21 protein-coding genes are annotated in these 25420 nt (G+C 71.4%); 9 read left to right on the top strand and 12 right to left on the bottom strand.

Translation table 11 applies throughout. The annotated features are described in order from the left end of the window. Positions 1-368 precede the first annotated feature (368 nt). A complete protein-coding gene (locus ACFVYR_RS09890) occupies positions 369-1460 on the bottom strand; it encodes a branched-chain amino acid aminotransferase (RefSeq protein WP_384249832.1) in 1092 nt (363 codons plus the stop codon). Between the two features lie 246 nt (positions 1461-1706). Further along, on the bottom strand, positions 1707-2747 hold the full coding sequence (locus ACFVYR_RS09885) for a 3-isopropylmalate dehydrogenase (RefSeq protein ID WP_384249830.1): 1041 nt from the start codon (positions 2745-2747) through the stop codon (positions 1707-1709). Positions 2748-2876: 129 nt separating this feature from the next. Between ACFVYR_RS09885 and ACFVYR_RS09880 the strand changes: the two genes are divergently transcribed. Further along, positions 2877-4466 (top strand): purple acid phosphatase family protein, encoded by a 1590-nt coding sequence (locus ACFVYR_RS09880; protein WP_384249827.1) that lies wholly within the window; start codon positions 2877-2879, stop codon positions 4464-4466. 33 nt (positions 4467-4499) lie between these two features. On the opposite strand, the gene ACFVYR_RS09875 is transcribed toward ACFVYR_RS09880, so the two are convergent. Then, positions 4500-4628, bottom strand: a complete 129-nt coding sequence (locus ACFVYR_RS09875) for a hypothetical protein (protein WP_384249824.1) — start codon at positions 4626-4628, stop codon at positions 4500-4502. Positions 4629-4905: 277 nt separating this feature from the next. Next, the gene (locus tag ACFVYR_RS09870; RefSeq protein WP_384249822.1) at positions 4906-5457 is read right to left on the bottom strand and encodes a GNAT family N-acetyltransferase; all 552 of its coding nucleotides are present in this window, start codon (positions 5455-5457) and stop codon (positions 4906-4908) included. Between the two features lie 52 nt (positions 5458-5509). Here ACFVYR_RS09870 and ACFVYR_RS09865 point away from each other — a divergent pair, with 52 nt between their 5' ends. From ACFVYR_RS09865 to bla, 5 genes are all read left to right on the top strand, one after another. Then, a complete protein-coding gene (locus tag ACFVYR_RS09865; RefSeq protein WP_384249819.1) occupies positions 5510-6115 on the top strand; it encodes a CDP-alcohol phosphatidyltransferase family protein in 606 nt (201 codons plus the stop codon). Then, entirely contained in the window at positions 6112-6975 is an 864-nt protein-coding gene (locus ACFVYR_RS09860; protein WP_384249817.1) for a phosphatidate cytidylyltransferase, read from the top strand. The genes ACFVYR_RS09865 and ACFVYR_RS09860 overlap by 4 nt, the downstream gene beginning before the upstream one ends. Positions 6976-7046: 71 nt before the next feature. Continuing rightward, complete coding sequence (locus tag ACFVYR_RS09855; protein WP_384250211.1) at positions 7047-8204, top strand: lysophospholipid acyltransferase family protein; 1158 nt, start codon at positions 7047-7049, stop codon at positions 8202-8204. Between the two features lie 80 nt (positions 8205-8284). Next, on the top strand, positions 8285-8992 hold the full coding sequence (locus ACFVYR_RS09850; protein WP_384249815.1) for a nitroreductase family protein: 708 nt from the start codon (positions 8285-8287) through the stop codon (positions 8990-8992). Between the two features lie 27 nt (positions 8993-9019). Continuing rightward, positions 9020-9937 (top strand): class A beta-lactamase, encoded by a 918-nt coding sequence (gene bla, locus ACFVYR_RS09845; protein ID WP_384249812.1) that lies wholly within the window; start codon positions 9020-9022, stop codon positions 9935-9937. 99 nt (positions 9938-10036) lie between these two features. On the opposite strand, the gene pruA is transcribed toward bla, so the two are convergent. Next, on the bottom strand, positions 10037-11668 hold the full coding sequence (gene pruA / locus ACFVYR_RS09840; RefSeq protein WP_384249810.1) for an L-glutamate gamma-semialdehyde dehydrogenase: 1632 nt from the start codon (positions 11666-11668) through the stop codon (positions 10037-10039). Between the two features lie 40 nt (positions 11669-11708). Next, on the bottom strand, positions 11709-12635 hold the full coding sequence (locus ACFVYR_RS09835) for a proline dehydrogenase family protein (RefSeq protein ID WP_384249807.1): 927 nt from the start codon (positions 12633-12635) through the stop codon (positions 11709-11711). A 163-nt stretch (positions 12636-12798) separates the two neighbouring features. Between ACFVYR_RS09835 and ACFVYR_RS09830 the strand changes: the two genes are divergently transcribed. Both ACFVYR_RS09830 and ACFVYR_RS09825 read left to right on the top strand, forming a co-directional pair. Beyond that, positions 12799-14004: a PucR family transcriptional regulator gene (locus ACFVYR_RS09830; RefSeq protein ID WP_384249805.1), complete on the top strand. Its 1206-nt coding sequence runs from the start codon at positions 12799-12801 to the stop codon at positions 14002-14004. A gap of 96 nt (positions 14005-14100) precedes the next feature. Then, positions 14101-14451, top strand: a complete 351-nt coding sequence (locus ACFVYR_RS09825; protein ID WP_384249802.1) for a hypothetical protein — start codon at positions 14101-14103, stop codon at positions 14449-14451. Positions 14452-14491: 40 nt separating this feature from the next. Here the strand turns inward: ACFVYR_RS09825 and ACFVYR_RS09820 are convergent, their stop codons facing one another. Next, the gene (locus ACFVYR_RS09820) at positions 14492-15076 is read right to left on the bottom strand and encodes a TetR/AcrR family transcriptional regulator (RefSeq protein ID WP_384249800.1); all 585 of its coding nucleotides are present in this window, start codon (positions 15074-15076) and stop codon (positions 14492-14494) included. Between the two features lie 95 nt (positions 15077-15171). Here ACFVYR_RS09820 and ACFVYR_RS09815 point away from each other — a divergent pair, with 95 nt between their 5' ends. Next, on the top strand, positions 15172-16734 hold the full coding sequence (locus ACFVYR_RS09815) for an MFS transporter (RefSeq protein WP_384249798.1): 1563 nt from the start codon (positions 15172-15174) through the stop codon (positions 16732-16734). 78 nt (positions 16735-16812) lie between these two features. Here ACFVYR_RS09815 and serA read toward each other — a convergent pair whose 3' ends face one another. The 5 genes from serA to ACFVYR_RS09790 all read right to left on the bottom strand — a co-directional run bounded on the left by serA (position 16813) and on the right by ACFVYR_RS09790 (position 25350). Further along, positions 16813-18417, bottom strand: a complete 1605-nt coding sequence (gene serA, locus ACFVYR_RS09810) for a phosphoglycerate dehydrogenase (protein ID WP_384249795.1) — start codon at positions 18415-18417, stop codon at positions 16813-16815. Between the two features lie 250 nt (positions 18418-18667). Further along, positions 18668-19666 carry a ketol-acid reductoisomerase gene (ilvC, locus tag ACFVYR_RS09805; RefSeq protein ID WP_384249793.1) on the bottom strand — a complete coding sequence of 333 codons (999 nt, stop codon included), beginning with the start codon at positions 19664-19666 and terminating at the stop codon, positions 18668-18670. Between the two features lie 93 nt (positions 19667-19759). Then, the gene (gene ilvN / locus ACFVYR_RS09800; RefSeq protein WP_030785263.1) at positions 19760-20287 is read right to left on the bottom strand and encodes an acetolactate synthase small subunit; all 528 of its coding nucleotides are present in this window, start codon (positions 20285-20287) and stop codon (positions 19760-19762) included. A 29-nt stretch (positions 20288-20316) separates the two neighbouring features. Beyond that, a complete protein-coding gene (locus tag ACFVYR_RS09795; RefSeq protein ID WP_384249789.1) occupies positions 20317-22164 on the bottom strand; it encodes an acetolactate synthase large subunit in 1848 nt (615 codons plus the stop codon). 234 nt (positions 22165-22398) lie between these two features. Further along, on the bottom strand, positions 22399-25350 hold the full coding sequence (locus ACFVYR_RS09790) for a putative bifunctional diguanylate cyclase/phosphodiesterase (protein WP_384250209.1): 2952 nt from the start codon (positions 25348-25350) through the stop codon (positions 22399-22401). Positions 25351-25420 lie beyond the last annotated feature (70 nt).

Below are 25420 nucleotides of genomic sequence, written 5' to 3'. Positions count from 1 at the left end.
GCCCCTTATCACTCACCCGCGGGCCCGACGTGGCTGACGTCGCGCAGTTCCCCGCGCCCCTTATCACTCGCCCGCGGGTCCATCGTGGCTGGTCGCGCAGTTCCCCGCGCCCCTGAGCGGCTTCGCCGTCAGGGCGCGGGGGGGCGGTGCGTCGACGTTGTGCGGCGATGAGGTCCGGCCAGGGGCGCGGGGAACTGCGCGACAAGCCCCCACCGGCCCGCAGACGAAAGGCAGACGCCGGGTCACCACCAGGGGCGCGGGGAACTGCGCGACCAGCCCCCACCGGCCCGCAGACGAAAGCAGGCACCCGGCGCGCAGGTACACGCACAGGCGCGCCCCCGCCCCGCCAGGGGCGCTACCGAGCCCGCTCAGCCGAGGTCGTGCATCCAGCCGTGCTGGTCCTCAACCGTGCCGCGCTGAATGTCCAGCAACGCCTCACGCAGCCTCATCGTGACCTCACCCGGCTCGCCACCACTCTGCCGCCACTCCCCCGCCGCACTCTTGACCGTGCCGACCGGCGTGATGACCGCCGCCGTGCCGCAGGCGAAGACCTCGGTGAGGGTGCCGTTCTCGGAGTCGGTCTTCCACTGGTCGATGGAGACGCGGCCCTCCTCGGAGGCGTAGCCGAGATCGCGGGCGACCGTGAGGAGCGAGTCGCGGGTGATGCCGGCGAGCAGGGACCCCGTCAGGGTGGGCGTGACGATCCGGTCCCCGTACACGAAGTACAGGTTCATGCCGCCGAGCTCCTCGACCCACTTGTGCTCGACCGCGTCGAGGTAGGCCACCTGGTCGCAGCCCCTGGCCGCCGCCTCCGCCTGCGCGAGCAGCGACGCCGCGTAGTTGCCGCCGGTCTTGGCGTCGCCCATGCCGCCGGGCACGGCCCGCACGCGGTCCTCGGAGAGCCAGATCGAGACGGGCTTGACGCCACCGGGGAAGTAGGCGCCGGCGGGCGAGGCGATGACGACGAAGAGGTACTCGTTGGCGGGCTTCACGCCGAGGCCGACCTCGGTGGCGATCATGAACGGGCGCAGGTAGAGGGACTCCTCGCCACCGTGCGCCGGAACCCACGCCTTGTCCTGCTGGACCAGCGCGTCGCACGCCTCGATGAACGTCTCGACCGGCAGCTCCGGCATGGCGAGGCGGCGCGCGGAGGCCTGGAAGCGGCGGGCGTTGGCGTCGGGGCGGAAGGAGGCCACCGAGCCGTCGGGCTGGCGGTAGGCCTTGAGGCCCTCGAAGATCTCCTGGGCGTAGTGCAGGACGTTGGTCGCCGGGTCGAGCGCCAGCGGACCGTAAGGCACCAGCTGTCCGTCGTGCCAGCCGCGGCCCTCCGTCCACTTGATCGTCACCATGTGATCGGTGAAGTGGCGGCCGAACCCGGGGTTCGCCAGGATCGCCTCGCGCTCGGCTGAGGCCAGCGGCGTCGAGGAGGGCTTGAGCTCGATGGTCGGCGTCGTCGTCATGAGTACTTCAGTCCTTCACGTGTGATGGTGACGGACCGCGCTCAATTCGTACGCCCAGTACTGGGACGTCCGAGTTTCCCTGCTGCTTTCACGGCCCCACGTTCGATTATCGCCCGTGGGGTCCCGAGGAAGAAACGGCATGATTGCGGCCCGGGGGTCGATGGTGACACCCGGGAGCCGGATACGAGAAGCCGCCGGGTGCCGATGAGGACCCGGCGGCTGCTGTCTGGTCTGCGCGCTGCCGGGTCAGCCCGCTACTCGTACGGCGAGCGCGTCGCCGATCTGCTCGGTGCTGCGCACGGTGTCGCCGCGCTCCGCGAGGTCGGCGGCGACGGCGTCCTCGATGCGGGCGGCCTCCGCCTCGTACCCGAGGTGACGCAGCAGGAGCGCGACGGAGAGGACGGTGGCCGTGGGGTCGGCCTTGCCCTGGCCCGCGATGTCCGGCGCGGAGCCGTGCACCGGCTCGAACATGGACGGGTACTCGCGGCTCGGGTTGATGTTTCCGGAGGCCGCGACGCCGATGCCGCCGGAGACGGCCGCGGCGAGGTCGGTGATGATGTCGCCGAAGAGGTTGTCGGTGACGATCACGTCGAAGCGGGCCGGGTCGGTGACGAGGTAGATCGTCGCGGCGTCGACGTGGATGTAGTCGGTGGTGACGTCGGGGAACTCCTCGGCGACCTTGTTGAAGGTGTTCGTCCAGAGGTGTCCGGCGTAGGTCAGCACGTTGTTCTTGTGGACCAGCGTCAGCTTCTTGCGCGGGCGGGCCTGGGCGCGCGCGAAGGCGTCGCGGACCACGCGCTCCACACCGAAGGCGGTGTTGACGGAGACCTCGGTGGCCACCTCGTGCGGGGTGCCCTCGCGGATGGTGCCGCCGTTGCCCGTGTAGGGGCCCTCGGTGCCCTCGCGCACCACGACGAAGTCGATCGCGGGCTGGCCGGCCAGCGGGGTCGCGACGCCCGGGAGCAGCTTGGAGGGCCGCAGGTTCACGTGGTGGTCGAAGAGGAAGCGGAGCTTCAGCAGGAAGCCGCGCTCCAGGACGCCGGAGGGGACCGAGGGGTCGCCGATCGCGCCGAGGAGGATCGCGTCGTGCTGCTCGAGGGCGGCCGCGTCGGTGTCGGTGAGGGTCTCACCGGTGGCGTGGTACCGCTTGGCGCCGAAGTCGAAATCTCTCGTCTCCAGCTTCACGTCCTGCGGAAGCACGGCGTTGAGGACCTTGAGCCCCTGGGCCACGACCTCTGGGCCGATGCCGTCTCCGGGGATGACTGCGAGATTGATGCTGCGAGACATGTCCGCACCCTACTCTCCGTCCCACGGGATGACACCGGATGTCCGGCATACGGACAGTCGCCCCGTCGTCGAATTCTGTTCACCCCGACGACTGGCCCCAGTTGGCCCGCGCTGGGAACTTCTCTAGTCATGGACACCCCGAACGTCGGCATTCCGGAGCGGCTCGCGGCCCGGATGAGCATGCCGGAGCAGCACGCCTACCTGCGCGGCAGGCTCTCCCGCCGCAAGGTGCTCGCCGGTTCGTTCGCGACGGCCGGAGCGGTGGGCGGCGCGGCCCTGCTCGGCGGCGGTTCGCGCGCCACCGGCGGCGGGAGCCCGTCGGCGGCGCGCCCCCTGCCCGCGCCGTCCGCACCGGTGCGGGTCGACGGCAGGCTCGTGGCCCCCTTCGGGCGGCATCTCGCCTTCGGCGCCGACCCGCGGACCCAGATGCGGATCTCCTGGCAGGTGCCGTTCGCGGTCAAGTCCCCCTACGTACGCGTGGGAGCGAAGCCGTGGGAGCTGGGCCAGAAGATCGAGGCGGAGGTGCGCGCCCTGCATACCCCGTCGCTCGCCGAGGAGCTGCCCGCGGTCGAGCAGTACTACCTGCACGCCGCGCTCGACGGCCTCGCGCCCGGCACCACGTACTACTACGGCGTCGGCCACGACGGCTTCGACCCGGCATCGCCCGAGCGGATGGCGACGACCGGCACGTTCAGGACGGCGCCCGCGCGGGCGGAGAAGTTCGTCTTCACGGCCTTCGGCGACCAGGGCGTCAGCCACCACGCGCTCGCCAACGACCACGTGATCCTGGGCCAGAACCCGTCCTTCCATCTGCACGCGGGCGACCTCTGCTACGCGGACACCACCGGCCACGGCAAGGAGTCGGACACCTACGACGCGCGCGTGTGGGACACCTTCCTCGCGCAGACCGAGTCCGTCGCGAAGTCGGTGCCGTGGATGGTGACCACCGGCAACCACGACATGGAGGCGTGGTACTCGCCGAACGGCTACGGCGGCCAGTACGCCCGCTGGTCGCTCCCCGACAACGGCTTCGACCCGGCGGGCGCGCCGGGCGTCTACTCCTTCAGGTACGGCAACGTCGGTGTCGTCGCGCTCGACGCCAACGACGTCTCGTACGAGATGCCCGCCAACAGGGGCTGCACGGACGGCCGGCAGACCGCCTGGCTCGACCGGCGACTGCGCGAGCTGCGCGCGGACGACGCCGTGGACTTCGTGGTGGTCTTCTTCCACCACTGCGCGTACTCGACGTCGACGCACGCCTCCGACGGCGGGGTGCGCGACGCGTGGCTCGAACTGTTCACCAGGCACCAGGTGGACCTGGTCGTCAACGGCCACAACCACGTCTACGAACGCACGGACGCGATCAGGGACGGCCGGGTCGGCAGGCCCGTGCCGGTCGGCGCGTCGACCGATCCGACGCGCGACGGCATCGTGTACGTCACCGCGGGCGGCGCGGGCAAGGACCTGTACGGCTTCGGCCCGGGCGTGCGGGACAGCCACGAGGGCAACGTCCACGATCACGAGAGCATCGCGACCTTCCACTGGACGAAGTCCCGCGAGCCCCACCCCGAGACCGTGGAGTGGTCACGGGTGCGCTACACCGGCTACTCGTTCCTCGCAGTGGAGGTGACGGCCGGCGCGCACCCGAAGCTCTCGGTCTCCGCGCTCGCCGAGAGCGGCGAGCGCGTCGACCAATTCGAGGTGGTGCGGGGTTCGTAGGGGACGGCTGGGCCGGTCGGGGGAAGCGCGGGCTCAGTGGCCCGTCGCGCCGCCGTTGTCCCTGCGGTCGAGTGCTCGCTGGAGGGCTGCGGCGGCGTTCTTGCGCTCGGAGTCGGTCGTACGGGAGGTGTGACGGACTCGGCGTGCGGTCGTCTCGGCCATGGGAGATCCACTCCTTGCGGGAAGCGTGTATTCGAGACTCCCCCACAAACCTGAAGTGTGGGGGCAACCCCCAACGGGCGGGGAGCGGTGGAGCGGCAGGGGTTGCCTGCGTGCGGCTCCGGCTCACGACCGCCATTCGCTTGATCGAGCGAGACGTTCGGCTCCTACCAAGCTAAGGGAGATCGGAGCGTCTGTCTCCACAATTACTCGGACTTCCTACTATCTGAGACGGCTCCCGCCTGACCTGCACGGATGTCCGGCCCGGCAGACGCCCGGCTCAGTAGACGTCCCCGTCCCGCCAGTCGATGAGCAGCTCGTACGCCGGGTCGAGATCCGCGCCCCACAGCAGCGGGGGCTCCTCGTGGGGCAGGTGGACCGGGCCCTGCGGACCGAGCGCGCCGACCGCGCCCTTCCACTCCTGCCAGCCGCGCCCGAGGTACAGCCGCGCCCCGTCGTCGGACGCGGAGAGCGCCCCCAGCTCGTACGCCCCGTCGATGACCCGCTCCAGGGCGTCCATGACCTGCCCGCCGAGGCCCTGGCGCTGCCGGTCGGGGCGGACGGCGACCGCTTCGACGTAACCGATGCGCAGAGAACGGCCGTTGTGCAGGATTCGCCGCTGCGCCACCGAACCGTGCGCGACCAGCTGCCCCTCCTCGTCGTGGACGAGGGCATGGACCCCGCCGAGGCCATGCTCCCAGTCGTGGTCGCTGAAGTCTCCGTCGAAGGCCTCGTCCAACAGGGCGCGCGCGGCGCGCAGTTCGGTCGCGGTCAGGCCACTGGTGTGAGCGGTACGCAGGGTGTTCACGGGCCTACCGTACTCAGGCCGCATCTGAGTACGCACCCCGATTTGCCCGCGCCAGAACGGCGGCAGAGTCGGCGCCATGAACGGCCTCTACGCTCTCAAGCCCTGGTACGCGGACAAGCTGTCCGGCGTGCGTACCGCGCTCGCCCGTCGCGAGGTGTCGCCCGACACCCTCACGCTGGCGGGCGTCGTCTGCGCGGCGGGCGCCGCCGTCGCACTCGCCGGGCTCCCCTTCGGCGCCTCGGCGCCGGTGGTCGCCGTGCTGCTCGCCGCGCGCCTGGCCTTCGCCAACCTCGACGGCGCGCTGGCCCGCGACACCGGCCGCACGACGCGCAGGGGCGCGCTCCTCAACGAACTCGGCGACCGCGCAGCCGACTTGGCCGTCCTCGCCGGTTTCCTGGCACTGGCCCCGCTGTGGCTGGTGGCGACGGCGGGACTGGCGGCGACGCTGCCGTCCTGGGTGTCTCTCGCGGGCGCGGCGGCGGGCGCCGGACGCCTGAACGGCGGCCCGGTCGGCAAGACGGAACGCTGCGCGCTGGTCGTGGTGGCGGCGGCCTCCGGCTGGGTGACCCCGGTCCTCGCTGTGATCGCGGCGGGCTCCGCACTGACGGCGGGCCTGCGCCTTGCCCGGCTGTGGCGGGAACTGGGCCAGGACGCCCCGGCGGAGTCGGGCGGTGCGCGATGAGTGCGGGACTTCTCGCGGGTGAGGCCGTGGGGCGGGCGGTGCCCGTGGTCGCCGGGGTGCTGGGGGCGGGCGGCGTCGCCGTCGCGGCGCTGCCCTCGCGGGTGCGGATGCGGGGCGAGCTGCGCAAGCGGTGGCGGACCTGGGCGCTGGCCGCGCCGCTCTTCCTCGGCGCGTTCCTCCTGGGGCGCGCCGGGGCGTTCGCGCTGGCGGCCGGGCTCGGTGTGATCGCGGTCGGCGAGTACGCGCGGATGGCGGCGCTGCCCCGGGGCGAGCGCGCCGTCCTCGGCGGCGCGGCGGTGGCCGTGCCCGGCCTCGCGTGGACCGCGCCCGAAGCACTCGGCCTGCGCGCGACGGGCGTGGCCCTGATCGCCGCCGCGGCGGTGGCGCTCTTCTCCGCGGACACCGCGCAAGGCTTCACGCGCGCGTGCCGCACGGTTTTCGGACTCCTGTGGATCCCGGTCTCCCTGAGCGGCCTCGTCCTGCTCGGCGACACGGCGGTGGCGGTGGGCGTCGCGGTGGCGTTCGGGGACGTGGGGGCATGGTGCGGCGGCACGGCGCTCGGGCGCGGCGGGCCGCTCGCCCGCCCGCTCTCCCCGCTGTCGCCCCACAAGACCTGGGCGGGCGTCGTGGGGGCGGCTGGGGCGACGGCCGCGGCGCTGGCCGCGGTCGGCGCGTTCTCCCCTGCCCTGTGGGCCGCGGTGCTCGTCGGCTGCGTCCTCGGTGACCTCCTTGAGTCGATGGTCAAGCGGGAGGCGGGCGTGAAGGACGCGGGGAGCTGGCTGCCGGGGTTCGGCGGGCTGCTCGACCGGATCGACTCGCTGCTCGTGGCGCTGTCGCTGACGATGCTGGTGACGCTGTGAGGGCAACTCGAAGCCGTCCGGCGGTCGATGGCGGAGCCGGTGACCGGCCGAGCCGCGCGTCCGGCCCACGGATCTCGCCCGCCGCGTACCTCCGCCGCGCCCTGTGGTGGACCCTGCTCACCCTCACCGGAGGAGTGGAACGGCGCGGCCGGCTCCCGCCCGGCGGCTGCGTGGTCGTCGCCAACCACTCCTCCCACGCGGACACCGCGGCCCTGATCGCCGCCCTCGACGCCCGCCACGCCCCCGCGATCGGCGCGGCAGCCGACTACTGGTTCGCCTCGCCGTGGCGGCGCCGGATCTGCAGCCGCCTGGCCGCCGGCTTCCCGGTGCGCCGCACCGGCGGCGGCATGGACGACCTGCTGTCCCGGTCGGCCGGACTGCGCGCGGGCCGCGCCGTCGTCCTCTTCCCCGAGGGCACCCGCGCGCGGGACGGCGAGCTGGGCTCGTTCCACCGCGGGGCACTGGTCCTCGCGGAGCACGCGGGCGTCCCCGTCGTCCCGGTCGCCATCGCGGGCACGGACCGCCTGCTGCCCAAGCACGGCAGGCTCCGCCCCGCCCTGGTGCGGATCACCATCGGTGCGCCGCTGCCCGCGACCACCGGCCCGGAGGAGGCCCGCGACGCGGTGGCGGCGCTGCACCGGCGTACGACGTCCGAGCCGCTCGCCGACTCCCGCGCGCGCAAGCGCGTCGCCGCGGTCGCCGCGTCCCGCACGGGCCTCGCGCTCGGCTTCGCGTGGGCGTGCGCGGAGGCGCTGAGCTGGCCGCTGATGCCGGAGCTGTTCCTCGCGATCGCGTGCGCGGCGGTACCGCGCCGGGCCCTGAAGCTGTCCCTCGCGGCCCTCGCGGGGAGCCTCGCGGGCGGCCTCCTCGCGCTCCAACTCGCCGCGAGCGGCGTGCAGTTGCCGCAGCCTCTGACGACCGACCGGATGCGGGCCGAGGTACGCCACGAGCTCTCCGCCGAGTCCGCGGCGGCCGTCCGCCACCAGCCCTGGAACGGCATCCCCTTCAAGGTGTACGCACGTGAGGCGGGCCGCGCGGGCACCGCGCCGTCCGCCTGGCTGGCCCGCTCGGCGCTCTCGCGCGGCTCCCGCACCCTCTCGGTGGGCCTGGCGTTCGGCACCCTCGGATTCCTGGCCCACCGGCTGCGGCGGCTCTACGGGCTCTACCTGGCGCTGCTCGGCGGCGGGTTCGCGGTCGGGCTCTCGCTCATCGTGGCGGGGTGGAGCTGACCGTACCGTTCCGGCCCCACGAGGGCCGGAATTGGTCTGCACCATGGCGCCGGACCCGCCTCACGCCGCAGAATCTGACCATGCCTGAGACCGAGCAGCAGCGAGAGTGGACCCCCATCCACGGCGAGCCCTACCGCTCCGTTCCCTACCGCCCCGCGCGGATGCCCGAGGCCGAATCCCTCGCGCACGCGGCCGAGTTGAGGGACCGGATGCGGGAGCGGCGGACCGTGCGCCAGTTCGCCCCCGACCCCGTGCCCACGCAGGTCGTGCGCGACGCCATCGCCTGCGCGGCGACAGCCCCGTCCGGCGCGCACCAGCAGCCGTGGACGTTCGTCCTCGTCCAGGACCCGGAGATCCGCCGCCGCATCCGCGAGGCCGCCGAGCACGAGGAGCAGATCTCCTACGACGGCCGCCTCGGCGAGGAGTGGCTCGCGGCCCTGCGCCCGCTCGGCACGGACGAGGTGAAGCCGCACCTGACGGACGCGCCCGCGCTGATCGTCGTCTTCCAGCAGCGGTACTGGCTGGGCGAGGACGGCACCAAGCACAAGCACTACTACGTCGACGAATCGGTCGGCATCGCGGTGGGGATGCTGCTCTCCGCCCTGCACCTGTCCGGCCTGGCCGCGCTGATCCACACGCCGAGCCCCATGCGCTTCCTCCAGCAGGTGCTCGGCCGCCCCGAGAACGAGAAGGCGTTCGCGGTGATCCCCGTCGGCTATCCGGCGCCGGAGTGCCGGGTCCCCGACCTCGTACGCAAATCCCTGGACCAGGTTCTCGTAGAGGTCTGAACGGCGCGCCCCGGTACCGTCGGGATCATGAACTCGACCCCCTCCCGCAGAACGCTCCTCGGCGCCGCGGCCGCCGCCCCCGTGCTCCTCTCCGTCCCGGGCACCGCGAAGGCGGCGGCCCCGGCGGGCGGCGCCAGGGCGGCGACCGGTGGCGATGTCCGGCGCAGGCTGCGCGAGATCGAAGAGAGCTATCCGGGCCGCATCGGCGTCCACGCGCTGCACACCGGCACCGGCGCCACCGTCGGCTACCGCGCACACGAAAGGTTCGCCCTCGCCTCGACGTTCAAGGTCCTGGCCGGCGCGGCCGTCCTGCGCAGGGCGCGGGAGCAGGAGCCCGGACTGCTCGACATACTGATCCGGTACGGGCGCGACGACCTCGTCACGTACTCGCCGCGTACCGAGCTGCATCTCGAAACCGGCATGACCGTACGGGAGTTGTGCGACGCGGCCATCACGTACAGCGACAACAGCGCCGCCAACCTGCTGCTGCGGCGCCTCGGCGGCCCGTCCGGCATCACCGGGTTCGCGCGCTCCCTCGGCGACACCCGCACCCGCCTCGACCGGTGGGAGCCCGACCTCAACAGCAACATCCCCGGCGACCGGCGCGACACGACGACGCCCGCCGCCATGACGGCGAATCTGCACAGGCTCGTCGTCGGCGACGCCCTCCACCCGCTCGACCGCGGCCAGCTGACCCGGTGGCTCGTGGAGAACACCACCGGCGACAAGCGGATCCGGGCCGGGCTGCCCACGGGCTGGCGGGCCGGCGACAAGACCGGCTCCCCGGCCTACGGCGGGGTCAACGACGTGGCCGTCGCCTGGCCGCCGCGGAATGCGCCCCTGGTGATCTCCGTCTACACGACCCGCCTCGACGCGGACACCCCCGGCGAGGACCGCATCGCCGAGGACATCACCCGCGTCGTCGTCGACGCGCTCGGCGGCTGACCCCGGACTCGCGGGCGGATACGACGCCGCCTCCGACCGGGGTGGGGCCCAGGTCGGAGGCGGGGTTCGGGGGCGGGCCGCAGGGGCTCGCGGCGGGCGTCAGCCCATGTGCGGGTAGCCGTACTCGGTCGGCGGGACCAGCGTCTCCTTGATGGCGCGGGTCAGCGTCCAGCGCTGCAGGTTCTGCGGGGCGCCCGCCTTGTCGTTGGTGCCGGAGCCGCGGCCGCCACCGAAGGGCTGCTGGCCGACGACGGCGCCGGTCGACTTGTCGTTGATGTAGAAGTTGCCCGCGGCGTAGCGGAGCTTCTCCATCGTGTACGCGGCGGCGGCGCGGTCGTTCGCGATGACCGAGCCGGTCAGCGCGTAGTCGGAGACGGACTCCATCTGGGCCAGCATCTCGTCGTACTTGGCGTCGTCGTAGACGTACACGGCGAGGAACGGGCCGAAGTACTCGGTCGTGAAGACCTCGTTGGCCGGGTCGGTGCACTCGACGACGGTCGGGCGCACGAAGTAGCCGACCGAGTCGTCGTAGGTGCCGCCCGCGACGATCGTGCAGGTGTCGTCCGCCTTGGCGCGGTCGATGGCCGCCTTGTTCTTGGCGAACGCGCGCTCGTCGATGACCGCGCCGATGAAGTTCGACAGGTCGGTGACGTCACCCATCTTGATGCCGTCGACCTCGGCCGCGAACTCCTCCTTGAACCCGTCGTTCCAGATGGAGGCCGGGATGTAGGCGCGCGAGGTCGCCGAGCACTTCTGGCCCTGGAACTCGAAGGAGCCGCGGGTCAGCGCGGTCTTGAGGATCGCGCGGTCGGCGCTCGGGTGCGCGACGACGAAGTCCTTGCCGCCCGTCTCGCCGACGAGGCGCGGGTAGGTGCGGTACTTCTTGATGTTCTCGCCGACCGTCTTCCACAGGTGCTGGAAGGTCGGGGTCGAGCCGGTGAAGTGGATGCCGGCCAGGTCGCGGTGGTTCAGGGCGACCTCGGAGACGGCGATGCCGTCACCGGTGACGAGGTTGATGACGCCCTTGGGTAGCCCGGCCTCCTCCAGGAGCTGCATGAGCAGCACGGCGGCGTGGGTCTGCGTGGGGCTCGGCTTCCAGACCACCACGTTCCCCATCAGGGCGGGGGCGGTGGGGAGGTTGCCCGCGATGGCCGTGAAGTTGAACGGCGTGATCGCGTAGACGAAGCCCTCGAGCGGGCGGTGGTCGAGGCGGTTCCAGACACCCGTGGCGTTGGCCGGGGGCTGCTCGGCGAGCAGGTCACGGGCGTACTTCACGTTGAAGCGCCAGAAGTCGACGAGCTCGCACGGGGTGTCGATCTCGGCCTGCTGGGCGGTCTTCGACTGACCGAGCATCGTGGAGGCGGCCAGCGTCTCGCGCCACGTCGTGGAGAGCAGCTCGGCGGCGCGCAGGATGATCGCGGCGCGGTCGTCGAAGGACATCGCGCGCCACGCCGGGGCGGCGGCGAGGGCCGCGTCGATCGCGTCCTGGGCGTCCTGCTGCGTGGCGCCGCGGCCGTTGCCGATGACGACCTTGTGGTTGTGCGGCTGCACGACCTGGAAGGGCTCGCCGCCCCCGAGGCGCTTGACGCCACCGATGGTCATCGGCAGCTCGATCGGGTTCTCGGACAGCTCCTTGAGCTTGGCCTCGAGACGGGCGCGCTCCGGGGAGCCGGGCGCGTAGCCGTGCACCGGCTCGTTGACCGGCGCGGGGACCTGGGTCACAGCGTCCATGAGTTCCGTATCTCCTTAAGGGGGGTCGGGGGAAGGGAGCTCAGCCCTTGGTGAGGATGGAGCGGCCGAAGAAGAGGAGGTTCGCCGGCTTCTCCGCGAGACGGCGCATGAAGTAGCCGTACCAGTCGGTGCCGTAGGCGGTGTACACGCGCATCCGGTGGCCCTCCGCCGCGAGGCGCAGGTGCTCGTCGCTGCGGATGCCGTACAGCATCTGGAATTCGTACTCGTCCAGTTTGCGCCCCGCGCGCCGCGCGAGCTCCTGTGCGATGGAGATCAGGCGCGGGTCGTGGGACCCGATCATCGGGTACCCCTCGCCCTCCATCAGGATCCGCAGGATCCGGACGTACGCCTTGTCGATCTCGGCCTTGTCCTGGTACGCGACCTCGGCAGGCTCCTTGTAGGCACCCTTCACGATACGCACCCGGCTGCCGTTTTCGGCGAGCCTGCGGGCGTCGGCCTCGGTGCGGAAGAGGTAGGCCTGGATGACGCAGCCGGTCTGCGGGAAGTCCTTCCGCAGCTCGTCGTGGATGGCGAACATCGAGTCGAGGGTGGTGTGGTCCTCGGCGTCCAGGGTGACCGTGGTGCCGATGGCCGCGGCGGCCTCGACGACGGGCCGCACGTTGGCGAGGGCGAGCTCGTGGCCGCCCTCAAGCGCCTGGCCGAACATCGACAGCTTCACCGACATCTCGGCCCTCGTGCCGAGCCCGAGGTCCTTCAGGCGCTCGATGAGCTCCAGGTAGGCGTCGCGGGCGGCGTGGGACTGCTCGACGGTGGTGATGTCCTCGCCCACCACGTCGAGGGTGACCTCAAGGCCCTTGTCGGCGGCGTCGACGACGACCGGGACGACCTGATCGACGCCCTCACCGGCGATGAACCGGGCGACGACCTGCTTGGTGCCGGGGGCCGCCGAGACGAAACGGCGCATCTTGTCGCTGCGTGACGCGGCGAGGATCACGGGACCCAGCACGGGGCACCTCCACGGGTGTACGAAATCGATGGCTGTACCGACATGGCCCCACACGTAGGGGAATGCGGCGGTACGGCACGGAGAACCACCGTGAAATCTAAGGATCCACCGGAACGCGGGCCATCGACAGCTGTCACGCATCCGTGCCCTGGATCTCAGACAGATGTCTGAAGAACTGCGCGGGGTGCGTGAGAATGGGGTGGTGAAGGGTGATTACCAAGAACTGGTCGACGAGATCTCGGCGCTGCTCGGCGCCCCGGCGACCCTGGAGAACCGCGATTTCGAGCTGATCGCCTTCGGTGCGCACGACGGCGGCGGCGACGGCGAGAGCGGCTTCGACGCGAGCGTCCTCGACCCGGTCAGGACCCGCTCGATCCTGACCCGCCGGTCCACGGCCGAGGTCCGCTCCTGGTTCGAGAGCTTCGGCATCACCCGCGCCACGGCCCCCGTCCGCATCCCGCCGACCCCGGAGGCGGGCGTCCACCGGGGGCGCGTCTGTCTTCCCGTGCGCCATCGCGGCTTCGCCCTCGGATACGTATGGCTCCTCGACGGCGAGCCGGGGCCGAGCGAGCAGCAGCTGACCGCCGCCATGGAGGTGGCCACCCGGATCGGCGCGCTGCTCGCCGACGAGGCGCAGGCGGGCGCCGACCTGACCAGGGAGTTCCGCGCGGTCCTGACGGCGGAGCGCGGCTGGCAGCGCGACATGGCGGTCGCCGCCCTGCGCACGGCGCTCGGCGCCCGCGGCGACGGACTGCACGCGGTGGTCTGCGTGGCCCCGTGGCGCTCGGCCGACCCGGACGACGCCCCGGCGGCCCGTACGGTGCCGGGCGCGGCGGCGGTGTGCACGGTGCCGTGGGGCACCACCGCGCAGTCCCTGGCCGCCCTGGTGCGGCTGCGCTCGGCCGACGCGCTGTCCCCCGCGCACACGGCGGCGTCCCGCCTCCTGGACGCGGTGCCGGGCGCCGCGGCAGGCATCGCGGGGGCCAGGCACGGCCTGGAGGAGCTGGGTGCCGCCTGGTGGGAGGCGTCGGGGGCGGCGCGGGCTGCGCTGGCCGAGCGGCGCTTCGCCCCGGTGGCCCAGTGGTCGGACGTGGGCCCCTACCGCCTGCTGACCGCACTGCCCCCGGAGGCCGCGCACGACCCGGTGGGCAAGGAACTCCTCGGGCCCGCGCACCGCGAACTCGCCCGCACCGCCGAGGTGTTCCTCGACTGCGCGGGCCAGGCGGGCCGCGCCGCCGCGGACCTGGGCATCCACCGCCAGACCCTCTACTACCGGCTCTCCCGCGTGGAGCAGCTCACCGGCCTCGATCTGGACGACGGCGAGGACCGGCTGCTGCTGCACATGGTCCTGAAGTCGTCACGACTGTAAGAGCCGCGCAACGGACCGCCATGTCCATGATCGGGAGGCGGTACGGTTCTCCGCGTCCGAAGATCCATCCCTTACACACGGGAGAACCCACACCTCATGAAGTTCAGGCTGTTGGCCCCCGCGGTCGCCTTCTCCGCCCTCGCCCTCGTCGGCACCACCGTCGCCACGAGCGGCACCGCCGTCGCCGCGTCGAAGCCCGACTGCTCCCGCGGCATCGTCAACGTCCCCGCCAAGGAGGCGGTCAAGGTGCGCACCCACGCCAAGGTGAACGCCACCGCCGTCAGCCAGTGGAACAAGGGCAAGAAGGGCTACCTCTGCAGCGACGGCCACTTCTTCACGGGCCAGAAGTACAAGCTGTGCGGCAAGACCAGCACCAAGTGGCTGTACGGCAGCGAGTTCAACAAGAAGCGGGGCTGGGTCCCCGCCGCCTGCATCAAGTGGTCTTGACCCCCACTGCCCTGAGGCCGGTCCGCACCGCGGGCCGGCCTCAGCCGGTCCTGGCCGCCCGGTCCATCACCCGCCGCAGGCCCTCGGTGAGCTGCTCGGCGGTCGTCGCGGATTCCGGGTCGAAGAGCCACTGCACCATCAGGCCGTTGAGAAGCGTGGTGTAGAACCGGCCCTCGCTCTCCACGACGTCGTCCGGGAGCTCGCTCTCCTCGATGCCGGTGAACAGCGCCGCGAGCCCGCTGCGCCCCTCCTTCTGCGCCTCGATCAGCAACTCGCGGATCCCCGCGAGACGTTCGCCCTGCGTGACGACCTCCAGGGTCATCATCCAGATGGGCCGCGACTCGGGCACCGAGCGGATGATGTTCTCCCACACCTTCCGGAAGCGCTCAAGCCCGCCCGGCTCGCCGCCCTCCTCGGCCCGTGAGCCCTCGAACCCGTCACCCATCGGCTCGACGAGCGCGATGAACGCCTCCACCAGCAGCGCGTCCTTCGACCCGTAGTGGTAGCCGATGGAGCCGAGGTTCGTCCCGGACTCCTTCACGATGTCGCGGGCCGTCGTGCGCATGAACCCCTTCTCCAGCAGGCAGCGCTTCGCCCCTTCGAGCAGATCTTCACGGTGTCCCATGCGGGCACCCTACGCCGGGCCATACGGCCGTCCTACACGCATGATCTATACAGACGTACTAGACAAGCGTCTAAGACGCCCGTACTGTCCTCGCCATGCAGACGAACCCGCGCGCCACCCGCAAGGAATGGACGGCCCTTGCCGTCCTGATGCTCCCGCTGCTCCTGGTCTCGATGGACGTCTCCGTCCTGTACTTCGCGATCCCGGAGATCAGCGCCGACCTGCGCCCCAGCGGCACTCAACAGCTGTGGATCTTCGACATCTACGCCTTCGTGCTCGCCGGACTGCTGATGACGATGGGCTCCCTCGGGGACCGCGTCGGCCGCCGCAGGCTCCTCATGTTCGGCGCCACGGCCTTCGGCGCGGCCTCGCTCACCGCCGCGTACGCGGACAGCGCCGAGACGCTGATCGCGGCCCGCGCGGTCCTCGGCATCGGCGGCGCGACCCTGATGCCGTCCACACTGGCCCTCGTACGCACCATGTTCCGCGACGCCGGCCAGCGCGCGAAGGCGATCGGCATGTGGCAGGGCGTGATGGTCGCAGGCATCGCGCTCGGCTCGGTGCTGAGCGGCGTACTCGTCGAACACTTCTGGTGGGGCTCGGTCTTCCTGGTCAACCTGCCCGCGATGGTGCTGCTCCTGGTCCTCGCGCCGGTCCTCATCCCGGAGTCCAAGGACCCGAGCCCCGGCCGGTTCGACCTGCTGAGCGTGCCGCTCTCCATGGCCGCCGTACTGCCGCTCGTCTGGGGCCTCAAGGAGCTGCCGATCGAGGGCATCGAGGTCCCCTACGTCGCGTCGGTCGCCGTCGGCCTCGGCTTCGCCGCCCTCTTCGTCCGCCGCCAGCGCACCGCCGCCTCTCCGATGGTCCCGCCGGACCTCTTCCGCGGCCGCGGCCGGGCCTTCGGCGCCGCCGTCTCGCTGAACCTCATCTCCTCGCTCGCGATGATGGGTTCGGCCTACTTCACCACCCAGTACCTGCAGTCCGTGCTCGGCAACAGCGCCCTGGAAGCGGCGCTGTGGGCGCTGCTGCCCTCGGTCCTCATCGGCTTCGCCGCGCCCGTCGCCACGGCACTCGTCCAGCGCGGCATGAACCGCGCCCATGTCGTCGCCACCGGCTTCGCCCTCTCCGCCTGCGGCTACGGCCTGCTCGCCGTCACCGGCACCGATTCCCTCTGGCTCGTCCTCGCCGGAGCGGGCGTCCTCGCCTGCGGCGCCGTCATCGTCGGCTCGCAACTCACCGACCTGGCGCTCGGCGCGGCCCCGCCGGAGAAGGCGGGCACCGCGTCCTCTCTCCTGGAGACCGGCCAGGAGTTCGGCGGAGCCATGGGCATGGCACTCCTCGGCTCCATCGGCAACGCGGTGTACCGCGCCCGGATCCCCGGCTCCGCCCCGGCCGAGGCCCACGAGACGCTCGGCGGCGCGGTGGCGGCGGCGCGGCATCTGCCGGCCGACGCGGCGGACGCCCTGCTGACCGTCTCCCGCACCGCGTTCACCGACGGGATGCACGCCGCGGCGGTGACGGGGGCGGTACTTCTGCTGGCAGCGGCTCTGCTGGCCTCGACGGCACTGCGCGGCGTAACGGTCCGTGAAGCCCAAACGCCGGACGAACCGGAAGTACCCGAGCATGAGCGCGGGATTTCCAGCCCGTCCGGCGTGTGAGGACGAACTCGGCGAAGCCGGTGATCTACGGCAACCGAAGGCGCGGCGTACTGGGCGTACTAGGACGCATTGGGCGTACTAGTCCGTGAGGTCCACCGCGCGCGCGGACTCCGCCCCCGTCTCCGCCGCAAGCTCGTTGAGCACAGGCTGCGGCACCGTGTCGTCGACGGTCAGGACGGCCAGCGCCTCCCCGCCCACGTCGGCCCGCGCGACCTGCATGCCCGCGATGTTGATGCCCGCCTCGCCGAGGACGCGGCCCACCGTGCCGACGACGCCCGGACGGTCCTGGTACCGCAGGACGACCATGTGGTCGGCGAGGGCCAGGTCCACGTCGTACTCACCGATGGCGACGATCTTCTGGAGGTGCTTGGGACCGGCCAGCGTGCCGGAGACGGCGATCTCCTCACCACCGGCGAGCGTGCCGCGCACGGTGACCACGTTGCGGTGGTCGGGCGACTCGGAGCTGGTGGTCAGGCGGACCTCGACGCCACGCTCCTGGGCGAACAGCGGCGCGTTCACGTACGACACGGTCTCGTCGACGACGTCCTCGAACACGCCCTTCAGCGCGGACAGTTCGAGCACCTTGACGTCGTGCTGGGTGATCTCGCCGTACACCTCGACGTCGAGGCGGGCCGCGACCTCGCTCGCGAGGGCGGTGAAGATCCGGCCGAGCTTCTCGGCGAGCGGCAGCCCGGGGCGGACGTCCTCGGCGATGACGCCGCCCTGCACGTTCACCGCGTCGGGGACGAGCTCACCGGCGAGGGCGAGCCGCACCGACTTGGCGACGGCGATGCCCGCCTTCTCCTGTGCCTCGTCCGTGGAGGCGCCGAGGTGCGGGGTGCAGACGACCTGGTCGAACTGGAAGAGCGGGGAGTCCGTGCAGGGCTCCTTCGCGTACACGTCGAGACCGGCGCCCGCGACGCGGCCCTCCTTGAGGGCGGAGTGCAGCGCCTCCTCGTCCACGATGCCGCCCCGCGCGGCGTTGACGATGCGGACGCTCGGCTTGACCTTGTGCAGCGCGTCGTCACCGATGAGACCGAGGGTCTCGGGGGTCTTGGGCAGGTGGACCGTGATGAAGTCCGAGACCTCGAGCAGCTCGTCGAGGGAGAGGACCTTCACGCCCATCTGCGCGGCACGCGCGGGCTGCACGTACGGGTCGTAGGCGACGACCTTCATGCCGAAGGCACTCATGCGCTGGGCGACGAGGGCGCCGATCCGGCCGAGGCCGACGACGCCGAGGGTCTTCTCGGCGAGCTCGACGCCGGTGTACTTCGACCGCTTCCACTCGCCGTTCTTCAGGGCGGTGTTGGCCTGCGGGATGTTGCGCGCGGTGGCCAGGAGCAGACCGCAGGCCAGCTCGGCGGCGGTGACGATGTTCGAGGTCGGGGCGTTGACGACCATCACGCCGGCCTTGGTGGCGGCGGAGACGTCGACGTTGTCGAGACCGACGCCCGCGCGGGCGACGACCTTCAGCTTCCTGGCGGCGGCGATGGCCTCGGCGTCGACCTTGGTCGCGGAGCGGACGAGGATCGCGTCGACGTCGGCGATCGCGGGGAGCAGCTCGCCCCGGTCCGCGCCGTTGCAGTGGCGGATCTCGAAGTCCGGGCCCAGGGCGTCGACAGTCGCGGGCGACAGCTCTTCAGCGATGAGTACGACGGGTTTGCCGTTGGCAGCAGTGCTCACGTGAGTCCTCACAAGTCCCTTGCGGACGGCCGTCCCGACGGCCGCAGGCGGAGTCGCTTAGCCGCGTGGAAGACGCACGACGCTGTGGGCCCGACGCGAATGTTGAACAGAAGTGTAGTGGCGTGCCGCGACCGCTTCCCCCGCTCCGGGGGAAGGATCACTCGCACGGGGAGCATCAAGCCCCTCCGGCGTTTGAGGAGCGGGGTCCGGGGCGGAGCCCCGAGGCATCAGCCCCGGACCCGAGGAACACTCACTCCTCGTCGTTGACCCAGGACATGAGCTTGCGCAGCTCCTTGCCCGTGGTCTCCAGGAGGTGGTTCTCGTCCTGGGTCTTGTACTCGTTGTACTTCTTCAGGCCGCCGTGGTACTCGTCCATCCACTGCTTGGCGAAGGTGCCGTCCTGGATCTCGGTCAGGACCTTCTTCATCTCGGCCTTGGTGGCGTCCGTGATGATCCGCGGGCCGGTGATGTAGTCGCCCCACTCGGCGGTCTCGGAGACCGACCAGCGCATCTTCTCCAGGCCGCCCTCGTACATGAGGTCCACGATCAGCTTCAGCTCGTGGAGGCACTCGAAGTACGCGATCTCCGGCTGGTAGCCCGCCTCGGTCAGGGTCTCGAAGCCCGCCTTGACCAGCGCGGCGGTGCCGCCGCAGAGCACGGCCTGCTCGCCGAAGAGGTCGGTCTCGGTCTCCTCGGTGAAGGTCGTCTTGATGACGCCCGCCCGCGTGCCGCCGATGCCCTTGGCGTACGAGAGCGCCAGCTGGAAGCCGTTGCCGGTGGCGTCCTGCTCGACGGCCGCGATACACGGAACGCCGCGGCCCTCCTCGTACTGGCGGCGCACCAGGTGGCCCGGACCCTTGGGGGCGACCATGCAGACGTCGACGCCCTCGGGGGCCTGGATGAAGCCGAAGCGGATGTTCAGGCCGTGGCCGAAGAACAGCGCGTCGCCGTCCTTGAGGTTGTCCTTGATGGACTCCTCGTAGACCTGGGCCTGGATCGGGTCCGGCACCAGGATCATGATGACGTCGGCCTCGGCCGCCGCCTCGGACGGGGTGACGACCCGCAGGCCCTGCTCCTCGGCCTTGGCCTTGGACTTGGAGCCCTCGTGCAGACCGACGCGGACGTCGACACCCGAGTCACGGAGCGACAGCGCGTGGGCGTGGCCCTGGCTGCCGTAACCGATGACCGCGACCTTGCGGCCCTGGATGATGGACAGGTCGGCGTCGTCGTCGTAGAACAGCTCGGCCACTGGGAATCTCCTATGTGTGCTGGTGTTGCGTCCCACCGTACGGCGGGCGTGGGATGGGAAGTCTGCCGGTCTCGCCATGCGGTCCGGTTCTCGTTACGCGGACCGGTCCAGGGCGCGCAGGCTGCGGTCGGTGATGGAGCGGGAGCCCCGGCCGATCGCGATGGTGCCGGACTGGACGAGCTCCTTGATGCCGAAGGGCTCCAGCATCTTGAGCATGGCCTCCAGCTTGTCGCTGCTGCCGGTGGCCTCGATGGTGACGGCCTCCGGGGAGACGTCGACGGTCTTGGCGCGGAACAGCTGGACGATCTCGACGATCTGGGAGCGCGTCTCGTTGTCGGCGCGCACCTTGGCGAGGACGAGCTCGCGGGCCACGGCGGCGCCCGGCTCCAGTTCGACGATCTTCAGGACGTTGACGAGCTTGTTGAGCTGCTTCGTGACCTGTTCGAGCGGCAGGTCCTCGACATTCACGACGATGGTGATGCGGGAGATGTCGGGGTGCTCGGTGACGCCCACGGCGAGGGAGTCGATGTTGAAGCCGCGGCGGGAGAACAGGGCGGTGATCCTGGCGAGGACACCGGGCTTGTTCTCGACCAGGACGGAGAGCGTGTGCTTGGTGGACATGACGCGTGGTCTCTCTTTCGCTCTCGGTCTCAGTCGTCTTCGTTGTCGCCGAAGTCGGGGCGGACGCCCCGCGCGGCCATGACCTCGTCGTTCGAGGTGCCCGCGGCGACCATCGGCCAGACCTGGGCGTCCTCGTGGACGATGAAGTCGACGACGACCGGGCGGTCGTTGATGGCGTTCGCCTCGGCGATGACCTTGTCCAGGTCCTCGGGCCGCTCGCAGCGCAGCGCCACGCAGCCCATCGCCTCCGACAGCTTCACGAAGTCCGGGACGCGCGTGCCCTTGTTGGGGCCGATGTCCTCGGGACCGCTGTGCAGGACGGTGTTGGAGTAGCGCTGGTTGTAGAACAGCGTCTGCCACTGGCGGACCATCCCGAGGGCGCCGTTGTTGATGATGGCGACCTTGATCGGGATGTTGTTCAGGGCGCAGGTGGTGAGCTCCTGATTGGTCATCTGGAAGCAGCCGTCGCCGTCGATCGCCCAGACCGTGCGGTCCGGCCGGCCTGCCTTGGCGCCCATCGCGGCTGGGACCGCGTAGCCCATCGTCCCGGCGCCGCCGGAGTTGAGCCAGGTGGCGGGCTTCTCGTACTCGATGAAGTGCGCGGCCCACATCTGGTGCTGGCCGACGCCCGCGGCGAAGATCGTGCCCTCGGGGGCGAGTTGCCCGACGCGCTCGATGACGTGCTGCGGGGAGAGCGAGCCGTCCTCGGGCTGGGTGTAGCCGAGGGGGTAGGTGTCGCGCCAGCGGTTGAGGTCGTTCCACCAGGCGGTGTAGTCACCGGTGTGGCCCTCGGTGTGCTCGGCCTGGACGGCCTGGACGAGGTCGGCGATGACCTCGCGGGCGTCACCGACGATCGGCACGTCGGCGGCGCGGTTCTTGCCGATCTCGGCGGGGTCGATGTCGGCGTGGACGATCTTCGCGAAGGGCGCGAAGCTGTCCAGCTTGCCGGTGACGCGGTCGTCGAAGCGGGCTCCGAGGGCGACGATCAGGTCGGCCTTCTGCAGCGCGGTGACGGCGGTGACCGCACCGTGCATGCCCGGCATTCCCACGTGCAGCGGGTGGCTGTCGGGGAATGCGCCGAGCGCCATCAGGGTGGTGGTGACGGGCGCTCCGGTGAGCTCCGCCAGGACCTTCAGTTCGGCGGTGGCCCGGGCCTTCAGGACGCCGCCGCCGACGTACAGGACCGGGCGCCTGGCGGCGGTGATGAGCTTGGCGGCCTCGCGGATCTGCTTGGCGTGCGGCTTGGTGACCGGACGGTAGCCGGGCAGGTCCTGCTGCGGCGGCCAGGAGAACGTGGTCTGCGCCTGCAGCGCGTCCTTCGCGATGTCCACGAGGACCGGGCCCGGGCGTCCGGTCGAGGCGATGTGGAAGGCCTCGGCGATGGTGCGTGGGATGTCCTCCGCCTTGGTGACCAGGAAGTTGTGCTTGGTGATCGGCATCGTGATGCCGACGATGTCCGCCTCCTGGAAGGCGTCCGTGCCGATCGCCTTGGAGGCGACCTGGCCGGTGATCGCGACCATCGGGACGGAGTCCATGTGGGCGTCGGCGATCGGGGTGACCAGGTTGGTGGCGCCGGGGCCGCTCGTCGCCATGCAGACGCCGACCTTGCCGGTGGCCTGCGCGTACCCGGTGGCCGCGTGGCCCGCGCCCTGCTCGTGGCGGACCAGGACGTGCCGCACCCGGGTGGAGTCCATCATCGGGTCGTACGCCGGAAGGATGGCTCCGCCGGGAATGCCGAACACCGTGTCGGCCCCGACTTCCTCGAGAGAACGAATCAGGGACTGCGCACCCGTGACGTGCTCGACGGGGGTGGACTGCTGTCCTGAGGTTCGGGGCCGCGGCTGCGGATGGTGGGCCCCGGAGGCCTGCTCGGTCATCGGCATTCTCTTCTCGAAGCTGAGGGTTTTTGCGGGGTTTTTGCGGGGGTTTGGCGGGTGCCAGTGCAACAAAAAACCCCTCGTGCCGTGAGGCAAGCGAGGGGAGCGCGCCGGGTGCGGTCGCAAGGACTCCGGTGTTCGGACCGGTCAGTCCCAGCTTCAGCCGACGCGCTTTCCAAGTACGAGAATTCGGGTGCGCATGGCATTGACCCTCCCCCCGGCACGCAGTGCGTGTCAAGTAGGTGGGATGGGGGTCTCATTATGTGAACGGGCGTAGGCGGTGGGACCACCTGTGTACGCCACCGGAGATCCGCTGTACGCCACCGCGGGCCCACCCGCGTACATCCCGGAGGAGCTGCTCGCGTACGCCACCGGAGACGCGCCGGCGAGCACCGGTTCGGCCGGACCGAGCGGCACCGGATACTCCCCGAGCGAGAGCGCCCGGCGCAGCCGGTACTCGTCGAGGGGCCCGGTGAACGCCATGCCCTGTCCGTGCGTGCAGCCCATCGCGCGCAGCGCGACCACCTGTTCGGGCAGGTCGACGCCGTCGGCCACGGACATCAGGCCCAGGTCGCCCGCGATGCGCAGCAGCCCGGACGTGATCTTGTTCAGCCGCGCGGACTCCACGACACCCTCGGTCAGGCCGCGGTCCAGCTTCAGGATGTCGACGGGGAGCCGGCGCAGGGCGGTGATCGCCGCGTAGCCGTTGCCGAAGCCGTCGAGCGCGATGCGTACGCCGAGTCTGCGCAGGGACGCGAGACGGCGCTCAAGATCGTCGAGGGAGACTCGGGCGTCGATTCCGGCGAGCTCGACGATGAGCGCCCCGGAGGGCAGCCCGTGCCTGGTCAGGAGCGCCTCGACGGACCCCAGCGGCATGGAGCGGTCGAGGAGGCGCCGGGCGCTCATCCGGACGGCGACGGGCACGGCGTGGCCGGTCCTGCCGCGCTCGGCGGCCTGCTCGACGGCGGCCTCGACCATCCAGCGGCCGAGCTCGGCCGCGCGGCCGCCGTCCTGGCGCTCGCCCCGCTCGGAGACCCGCAGGAACTCGGCGGGCGTGAAGAGGACGCCCTGCGCCGAGCGCCAGCGGGCCTGGGCCGAGACCGCCGTGATCCGGCCGTCGTCGAGGGAGACCACCGGCTGGTGGAGCAGCGCGAACTCGCCGTCGTGCAGGGCGGCGCGCAGCCGGGTGGCGAGCTCCGCCTTGCGGACGACGTCGGCCTGCATCTGGGGTGCGTACAGCTCGACGCGGCCCTTGCCCGCGGCCTTGGCGCGGTACATCGCGAGGTCGGCGTTGCGCAGCAGCTCGCCGGCTCCGATGCCCGGTTCGGCGAAGGCCACGCCGATGGACGCCGCCACGCGCACGTCGTTGCCGTCGATGGCGTAGGGCTGGGACAGGGTGATTCTCAGCCGGTCGGCGAGCTCATAGATGTGCCGTTCTCTCGCGGCCTGGTCCCGGGTCCCGTCGCCGACGATGAGGGCCGCGAACTCATCGCCGCCGAGCCGGGAGGCGGTGTCGCCCGAACGCACCGCCTCCTGAAGTCTGCGCGCGGCCTGGATGAGGAGCTCGTCACCGGCCTGGTGTCCGATGGTGTCGTTGACGGCCTTGAAGCCGTCGAGGTCGATGAAGAGCACGGCCGTGCCGCGGTCGGTCACCCTGCGGCCGGTCAGGGCCTGGCCCACGCGGCGGGTGAACAGGGCGCGGTTGGGCAGGTCGGTGAGCGGGTCGTGCTCGGCGTTGTGCTGCAACTGGGCCTGCAGGCGCACCCGTTCGGTGACGTCCCTGCTGTTGAAGATGAGGCCGCCCTGATGGCGGTTGACGGTCGATTCCACGTTCAGCCACTCGCCGTGGCCGGATTTGAAACGGCACTCGATGCGGGTGGTGGGCTCCTCGACAGGGTCGGCGGCGAGGAATCTGCGCACTTCGTGGACGACTCTGCCGAGGTCCTCGGGGTGCATCAGCGTAGCCAGTTCGGAGCCGACGAGCTCTTCCGCGTCGCGGCCGTAGACCCCGGCGGCGGCCGGGCTCACGTACCGCAGGATGCCGTTCGGCGCGGCGATCATGATGACGTCGCTGGAGCCCTGGACCAGGGACCGGAAGTGGTTCTCCTTCTGCGCCAGCTCCTGGGTCAGCGTGATGTTGTCCATGAGCATGATGCCCTGGCGGACCACGAGGGCGAGGACCACGGTGCCCGCGGTGACGAGCACGACGTGGTCGACTCGCTGTCCGCTCAGTACGTTGTAGATGATCCCCAACGTGCAGACGGCCGCGGCCAGATAGGGCGTGAGGGCGGCGAGCGATCCGGAGATCGGCCGGGTCACGGCGGCTCGCGGCTCCTCGGGCCCGCTGTCGTACGACACGCGCCCGTGGCCCGGTCCCTGCGGCCCGCGCGCGTGCCAGGGGGCCGCCCAGGGCGCGTACGCGAGGAGCAGCGAGCCCGCGAACCATCCCGCGTCGAGCAGCCGCCCGGAGCGGTAACTGTCGTGGAGGACGGGTGAGGTGAAGAGCGCGTCGCACATCACGGTGAGGGCGAGCGCGCCGATCGCGGTGTTCACCGGGGTGCGCTGGGCGGACGACCGTCTGAAGTGCAGCGCGAGGACCATGCTGACCAGCGCGATGTCGAGCAGCGGGTAGGCGAGGGAGAGCGCGTCCTGAGCGACGCCCTGGTCCTCGAACCGCGCGGCGCTCGCGAGCGCCAGGCTCCAGGAGAGCGTGAGGAGCGAGCCCCCGATGAGCCAGGCGTCGAGTCCGAGGCAGACCCAACCGGCCCGCGTCACCGGGCGCTTGGCCAGCACGAGCAGGCCGATGATGGCGGGCGGCGCGAAGCACAGGAAGAACACGTCGTCGAGGCCGAACGGCGGCACGTGCCGGTCAAGGACGACCTCGTACCAGCCCCACACCGCGTTGCCCAGTGACGCCATCGTGGAGGAGAGGGCGAACAACAGCCATGCGGGTCGAAAGCGGCTGTGGCGCGTGCGGGCGTACCGGAAGCAGGAGACCGCGGCGGTCGCGGCGGCGGCGCTCAGCCCGAAGTCGCCCATGAAGGAGGCGAGACGCCCGGACCCCCACCCGAGGGCGGAACCGATGGCGTACGAACCGCAGATCAGCAGGAGCGCCAACTGCGCGGCCAGACCGCGGCCGCCCGGCAGCGGCCTGCGGAACTGTGTTCTGGACGCCAGCGCCGCCACGCCACCGCCGAGGACGGCGGTGGAGCTCACCCGGGCGCTCACCGGGCCGCCTTGACCCGTACCGCCCCCG

The organism is Streptomyces sp. NPDC058284 (genome assembly GCF_042881135.1).
Taxonomy (GTDB): Bacteria; Actinomycetota; Actinomycetes; order Streptomycetales; family Streptomycetaceae; genus Streptomyces.
The sequence above is the reverse complement of the archived record's forward strand: the minus strand, read 5'-3'. Positions and strand labels throughout refer to the sequence as shown.

Coding starts and splice junctions, on each gene's coding strand:
- ACFVYR_RS09890 (WP_384249832.1), bottom strand. CDS start 1,460: ATGACGACGACGCCGACCATCGAGCTCAAGCCCTCCTCGACGCCGCTG.
- ACFVYR_RS09885 (WP_384249830.1), bottom strand. CDS start 2,747: ATGTCTCGCAGCATCAATCTCGCAGTCATCCCCGGAGACGGCATCGGC.
- ACFVYR_RS09880 (WP_384249827.1), top strand. CDS start 2,877: ATGGACACCCCGAACGTCGGCATTCCGGAGCGGCTCGCGGCCCGGATG.
- ACFVYR_RS09875 (WP_384249824.1), bottom strand. CDS start 4,628: ATGGCCGAGACGACCGCACGCCGAGTCCGTCACACCTCCCGTACGACC.
- ACFVYR_RS09870 (WP_384249822.1), bottom strand. CDS start 5,457: ATGCGGCCTGAGTACGGTAGGCCCGTGAACACCCTGCGTACCGCTCAC.
- ACFVYR_RS09865 (WP_384249819.1), top strand. CDS start 5,510: ATGAACGGCCTCTACGCTCTCAAGCCCTGGTACGCGGACAAGCTGTCC.
- ACFVYR_RS09860 (WP_384249817.1), top strand. CDS start 6,112: ATGAGTGCGGGACTTCTCGCGGGTGAGGCCGTGGGGCGGGCGGTGCCC.
- ACFVYR_RS09850 (WP_384249815.1), top strand. CDS start 8,285: ATGCCTGAGACCGAGCAGCAGCGAGAGTGGACCCCCATCCACGGCGAG.
- bla (WP_384249812.1), top strand. CDS start 9,020: ATGAACTCGACCCCCTCCCGCAGAACGCTCCTCGGCGCCGCGGCCGCC.
- pruA (WP_384249810.1), bottom strand. CDS start 11,668: ATGGACGCTGTGACCCAGGTCCCCGCGCCGGTCAACGAGCCGGTGCAC.
- ACFVYR_RS09830 (WP_384249805.1), top strand. CDS start 12,799: ATGTCTGAAGAACTGCGCGGGGTGCGTGAGAATGGGGTGGTGAAGGGT.
- ACFVYR_RS09825 (WP_384249802.1), top strand. CDS start 14,101: ATGAAGTTCAGGCTGTTGGCCCCCGCGGTCGCCTTCTCCGCCCTCGCC.
- ACFVYR_RS09820 (WP_384249800.1), bottom strand. CDS start 15,076: ATGGGACACCGTGAAGATCTGCTCGAAGGGGCGAAGCGCTGCCTGCTG.
- ACFVYR_RS09815 (WP_384249798.1), top strand. CDS start 15,172: ATGCAGACGAACCCGCGCGCCACCCGCAAGGAATGGACGGCCCTTGCC.
- ilvN (WP_030785263.1), bottom strand. CDS start 20,287: ATGTCCACCAAGCACACGCTCTCCGTCCTGGTCGAGAACAAGCCCGGT.
- ACFVYR_RS09795 (WP_384249789.1), bottom strand. CDS start 22,164: ATGACCGAGCAGGCCTCCGGGGCCCACCATCCGCAGCCGCGGCCCCGA.